The organism is Streptomyces sp. KR55 (genome assembly GCF_052245645.1).
In the GTDB taxonomy this organism is placed as follows: Bacteria; Actinomycetota; Actinomycetes; order Streptomycetales; family Streptomycetaceae; genus Streptomyces; species Streptomyces flavusporus.
Genome location: NZ_JBQQCE010000579.1, coordinates 1 through 5,440, shown reverse-complemented (window position 1 = coordinate 5,440; position 5,440 = coordinate 1). Strand labels below are relative to the sequence as shown.

The 5,440-nt window shown below is 70.6% G+C and carries 6 protein-coding genes; 4 read left to right on the top strand and 2 right to left on the bottom strand.

Annotation, left to right across the window (positions count from 1 at the left end; genetic code table 11):
* The 3 genes from ACTWQJ_RS45765 to ACTWQJ_RS45755 all read left to right on the top strand — a co-directional run.
* The coding region (locus tag ACTWQJ_RS45765; RefSeq protein ID WP_443312302.1) for an AIM24 family protein at positions 1–496 on the top strand (496 nt) is incomplete at its 5' end.
* Between the two features lie 13 nt (positions 497–509).
* The gene (locus ACTWQJ_RS45760) at positions 510–1,190 is read left to right on the top strand and encodes an AIM24 family protein (RefSeq protein ID WP_409469815.1); all 681 of its coding nucleotides are present in this window, start codon (positions 510–512) and stop codon (positions 1,188–1,190) included.
* A gap of 16 nt (positions 1,191–1,206) precedes the next feature.
* Positions 1,207–1,962, top strand: a complete 756-nt coding sequence (locus ACTWQJ_RS45755) for an AIM24 family protein (RefSeq protein ID WP_443312301.1) — start codon at positions 1,207–1,209, stop codon at positions 1,960–1,962.
* Between the two features lie 60 nt (positions 1,963–2,022).
* Here the strand turns inward: ACTWQJ_RS45755 and ACTWQJ_RS45750 are convergent, their stop codons facing one another.
* Together ACTWQJ_RS45750 and ACTWQJ_RS45745 are read right to left on the bottom strand one after the other, a co-directional pair.
* The gene (locus ACTWQJ_RS45750) at positions 2,023–2,538 is read right to left on the bottom strand and encodes an NUDIX hydrolase (RefSeq protein WP_443312300.1); all 516 of its coding nucleotides are present in this window, start codon (positions 2,536–2,538) and stop codon (positions 2,023–2,025) included.
* Positions 2,535–3,980: a zinc-dependent metalloprotease gene (locus ACTWQJ_RS45745; protein ID WP_443312299.1), complete on the bottom strand. Its 1,446-nt coding sequence runs from the start codon at positions 3,978–3,980 to the stop codon at positions 2,535–2,537. The genes ACTWQJ_RS45750 and ACTWQJ_RS45745 overlap by 4 nt, the downstream gene beginning before the upstream one ends.
* 193 nt (positions 3,981–4,173) lie before the next feature.
* Between ACTWQJ_RS45745 and ACTWQJ_RS45740 the strand changes: the two genes are divergently transcribed.
* Complete coding sequence (locus ACTWQJ_RS45740; RefSeq protein WP_443312298.1) at positions 4,174–5,286, top strand: SDR family oxidoreductase; 1,113 nt, start codon at positions 4,174–4,176, stop codon at positions 5,284–5,286.
* Positions 5,287–5,440 lie beyond the last annotated feature (154 nt).

The window sequence follows — 5,440 nt, the reverse complement described above, 5'->3', positions numbered from 1 at the left end:
CTACAAGGGCGCCGGGTTCGCCGGCCGGATCGTGGGCAACGCGACCGGCCAGGAGATGCAGCTGATGCGCTGTACCGGCCAGGGCCAGGTGTTCCTCGCCGAGAACTCCATGATGCTGCACCCCATCGAGCTCCAGGGCGACGGGATCTGCGTCTCCGCCGAGAACGTCCTCGCCTTCGACGAGAGCCTCCAGTACGAGGTCCGCCGCATCGAGGGGCACGGCATCCCGGGCGGCGCGCTGTTCACGATGCAGTTCACCGGCACCGGCACGATCGTCGTCAAGACGCACGGCACGCCTGTCGTGCTGCCGGTCACGCCGACCACGTTCGCCGACTGCAACGCCGTGGTCGCCTGGTCGGCCGCCTCCCAGGTGGTCGTTTCCAGCCAGGTCCGGATGCGTCGCAACGCCTACCCCGGCGACACCGGAGAGAGTGTCAACCTCCAGTTCCGCGGCGCGCCCGGAAACTTCATCGTCGTCCAGCCGTACGAGATCTGAGGGAGAGCCCGTCATGAACCAGCCGCTCGCGGGCTACGCCCCCGCACCCGTCACCGCCCGCATGGAGAACCACGGCAACCACATGCTGAAGGTCGCCATGCAGACCGGAAACGACCTCCTCGCGCGCGTGGGGTCGATGGTCGCCTACGAAGGCTTCATCCAGTACGAGCCCAACCCGCCGGCCGTCCGGCAGATTGCGAAGGACTGGCTCACCGGTGAGGGCGCGCCCCTGATGAAGTGCTCCGGGGACGGCCTGCTCTACCTCGCCGACTACGGCGCCAACGTCGTCGTGATCAACCTCAACGGCGACGGGATCTCCGTCAACGCCACCAACCTGCTCGCCTTCGACGCGCACCTCACGTGGGGCGTGGAGCGGGTCAAGGGGCTCGCGAAGTTCGCCGGACAGGGCCTGTGGAACACCAGGATCTCCGGGCAGGGCTGGGTCGCGCTGACCTCCCGGGGCAAGCCGATCGTCGTCGACTGTGGCGGCGGCGAGGACGAGACGTACGTCGACCCGGACGCGCTCGTCGCCTGGTCGCCGAACCTCAAGGTGAAGGGCAAGCGCAGCTTCAAGGCGCAGTCGCTCATCGGCCGCGGCAGCGGTGAGGCCTACCAGATGGCCTTCTCCGGCCAGGGCATCGTCGTCGTCCAGCCCAGCGAGGACAGCACCGACCGTCTCCGGGTCCGGGGCTGAGGGGGAGCACCACACCATGCAGAGTCCGCTTTTCGCCCACAACGACCAGCAGACCCAGGAACGCTGGAGCCTGCAGAACAAGCAGATGCTGCGCGTCGCCCTGGAGGGCCACGACGACATCCTGGCCCGCAAGGGCACCATGGTCGCCTATCAGGGGCTCGTCGAGTTCGACGCCGAGTACCAGAGCAACAGCCAGTCACGCGCGCGTGCGCACACCGGCGAGGGCCTGGACCTGATGCGCTGCCACGGGCAGGGCACGGTCTATCTCGCCAACCTCAAGCAGCACGTGCACGTGGTGGACGTCGACCAGGACGGGCTGACCGTCGACAGCAGCTATGTGCTGGCGATGGACTCCTCGCTGCACCATGAGGTGATCGCCGTGGACAGCCTCTACGGCATCTCCGGCTCCGGGAAGTACCAACTCAACATCACCGGCCGCGGCAAGGTCGCCCTCATGACCTCGGGCATGCCGCTGATGATGCAGGTGACGCCCGACAAGTACGTCAACTGCGACGCCGACGCGATCGTCGCCTGGTCCACCGGGCTGCGCGTGCAGATGCAGGCGCAGACGCACTCCTCCGGCGTGTGGCGGCGTCGCGGCAACACCGGAGAGGGCTGGGAGCTCAGCTTCATGGGCACCGGCTATGCGCTGATCCAGCCCAGCGAACTGCTGCCGCCGCAGAACGCCCAGATCGGGCAGGGTGCGGCCGCACAGTTCGGCATGGGGCAGCACGGGGCGCGCGGGCAGAACCAGGGGAACGTCTGGAGCTGAGCGTCCGTCCGGCACGGATGTAAGGGGCGGCCACCATGAGCGGCCGCCCCTTACGCCGGTTCAGATGCGGGCGCGTGTGGCGGCCAGCAGTCGCACCACCGAGTCGTCCGCCACGTCCGCGACCTCGTCGTAGGCGAACCAGCGCAGGTCGAGGGACTCGTCGCTGATGGCTTCCAGCGCCCCGGGCGGGGCGATCGCCGCGTACTGCACGTCCAGATGCCAGGCGCACGGCGTGTGATGGCGGTCCAGACGTACCGGGCCGCTCTGCAGCAGGCGCAGGGAGGCGATGCCCGACTCCTCCATGGCTTCGCGCAGCGCCGCGCCCGCGAGCGTGCTGTCGCTCCGCTCGCAGTGCCCGCCCATCTGGAGCCACATGCGCAGCTTCCTGTGAAGGGTCAGCAGCACGCGCTCGCGCTGCGGATCGACGACCAGAGCACTGGCCGTGATGTGCCCGGCCGTGCAGTCCTTCCACATGCCGTCCGGACGCTCCGCCAAATGGTCGAGGTAGGCCTGGCGCAGCTCGTGCTGGTCCTCGTAGCTCTTGAGTACGAGGACCGCGTCGTCATGCAGGCTCACTCGGCGTCGTCGCCCTTGTCCTCGTCCTTGACCTCGCCCTGGTCCTTCTTCCTGAGGTCCGGCTTGTCCGCCGCCTCGCCGAGCATCTTGTCCAGCTCGGAGAAGTCGATCTGCTCCCGGTGCACGAAACCGTCCGGGTCGTCCAGGTCGGAGGCCGTCGGCAGCATGTCCGGGTGGGCCCACAGGGCGTCCCGGCCGTCGACACCGCGCGCGTCCGTGAGGGACGCCCACAGACGGGAGGCGTCGCGCAGCCGGCGCGGGCGCAGCTCCAGGCCGATCAGCGTGGCGAAGGTCTGCTCGGCCGGGCCACCCGAGGCGCGTCGGCGACGCAGCGTCTCGCGCAGGGCGTCGGCGGACGACAGACGCGGCTTCGCCGCCGCGTGGACCACCGCGTCCACCCAGCCCTCCACGAGCGCCAGAGCGGTCTCCAGACGGGCCAGGGCGGCCTTCTGCTCCGGGGTGTCCTCCGGCTGGAACATGCCCTGCTGGAGGGCGTCCTGCAGCTGCTCGGGGTTCTGCGGGTCGAACTGGCCGACCACGTCCTCCAGCTTGGCCGTGTCGACCTTGATCCCGCGCGCGTACCCGTCGACCGCGCCGAACAGGTGCGAGCGCAGCCACGGCACATGCGCGAACAGGCGCTGGTGGGCGGCCTCACGCAGGGCCAGATACAGCCGCACCTCCTCCTTCGGTACGCCCAGGTCCTTGCCGAACGCCTCGATGTTGACCGGCAGCAGCGCGGCCTTGCCGGCCGGGCCGAGCGGCAGGCCGATGTCGGTCGAACCGATCACCTCGCCCGCGAGCACGCCCACGGCCTGCCCGATCTGCGTACCGAACATCGCGCCGCCCATCGAGCGCATCATGCCGATCAGCGGGCCCGCCATGGCCTGCATCTCCTCCGGCAGGACATCACCCATGGCCGCGCCGACACGCTCGGCGACCGGGTCGACGAGCTCCTGCCACGCGGGCAGGGTCGCCTCGACCCACTCCGCGCGGCTCCAGGCCACCGCGGAGGCGGCGCCCGACGGCAGGGACGTGGCATCGTCCAGCCACAGGTCGGCCAGGCGGACGGCCTCCTGGACCGCGGTGCGCTCGGCGGAGCCGACGCTCGCGTCCTTCGAGCCGTCCGCCGTGCCCTGGGAGACCGTCTGGCGGGCGATCTGCTTGGCCATGTCCCAGTTCACCGGGCCGCCCTCGTAGGAGAGCATCTGGCCCAGCTGCTGGAACGCGGCGCCCAGATCGGTGGGGTTCAGCGAACCGAACATGGCAGCGAGCGGATTGTCCGCACCGGGGCCGCCAAAGCCTCCGGCGCCGGGCAGCCCGAAACCGAACGGGTTGGCCGGTCCCTGCCCACCACCGCTCTGCTGGTCGTCCTTCTTCTTGCCCTCGTCGCCGTTCTCCGGCTCCTCCGGCGGAAGGCCGAATCCGAATGGGGTGTCACTCACGGGATTCCTCGGCTGGTAAGGCCGCCGGTTCTTTCCGACGGCACGACTGCCCGACAACACCACCCAGCGTAGACACCCGGGGCGGTTCGGGCCTCGGTGCTCCGCCGACTCACGGCCTGCGGCAGGATGGATGCCACCTGGTACGTACGCGTCACTCGCGCTCGTATGTGAAGACAACCGCTGGAGACACCCGGTGAGTTCCCCAGATCCGCAGGTTCGCGCAGCGCGAAACCACTCAACCCCGTCGGCCCTGCGCGGGCCCGTCGTCGCGGTCACCGGCGCCGCGTCCGGCGTCGGCGCGCTGCTCACCGCGCGGCTGGCCGCGTCGGAGGAGATCAAGCAGGTCATCGCCATCGACGAGCGGCGTGGAGAGTGCGCGGCGGCGCAGTGGCACATCCTCGACGTGCGGGACCCGGCGATCGCGGAGAAGCTGCGGGGCGCGGACGTGGTGGTGCACCTGGCGCTCGACCTCGACCTGGAGACCGACGCGGCCGCCCGGACGGCGTACAACGTGCGCGGCACGCAGACCGTGCTGACCGCTGCCGCCGCGGCCGGGGTCCACCGGGTCGTGCTCTGCACATCGGCGATGGTCTACGGAGCGCTGCCGGACAACGAGCTGCCGCTGTCCGAGGACGCCGAACTGCGCGCCACCGCGGAGGCCACAGGGGTGGGGGACCTGCTGGAGATCGAGCGGCTCGCGCGGCGCGCTCCGCGGGCACATCCGGGACTCAATGTCACCGTGGTACGGCCCGCGGTGCTGGTCGGCGGCACCGATACCGCGCTGACCAGGTACTTCGAGTCCCCTCGGCTGCTGGTCGTCGCCGGTTCGCGGCCCGCCTGGCAGTTCTGTCACGTCGAGGACCTGTGCAGTGCTCTGGAGTACACCGTCCTGGAGAAGGTCGACGGGGAACTGGCCGTCGGCTGCGACGGGTGGCTGGAGCAGGAGGAGGTCGAGGAGCTGAGCGGGATCCGGCGCATGGAACTGCCCTCGGCGGTCGCGCTCGGGGCGGCGGCCCGGCTGCACCGGATCGGGCTCACACCGTCTCCGGCGGGGGATCTGGCGTACACGATGTACCCGTGGGTGGTGAGCGGGAGCCGACTGCATGACGCCGGGTGGCGGCCGCAGTGGACCAACGAGGAGGTGCTTGCGGAGCTGCTGGAGGAGGTTTCCGGGCGGCACACGGTGGTCGGGCGGCGGCTGGGGCGCAAGGACGCCACTGCGGCGGGGGCTGCGGGCGCGACGGTGGCGCTGCTGGGTGCGGCGGCCGTGGTGCGGCGGGCGCGGAAGGCTCGGCGGCGGATCTGAGGGGGTGCTGTGGGCTGGCGTGGCTGCGTGGCTTGCCCACGCGAGCGGGTGCCGCTGCGCCCACCCTCCCCCACTCTCGGCTTCGCTCGAGCGGGGGGACCCCCATCGCCCTGGGGGTCCCCCCAGGCCCTTAAGGCACTGGGGGAGGCACGAC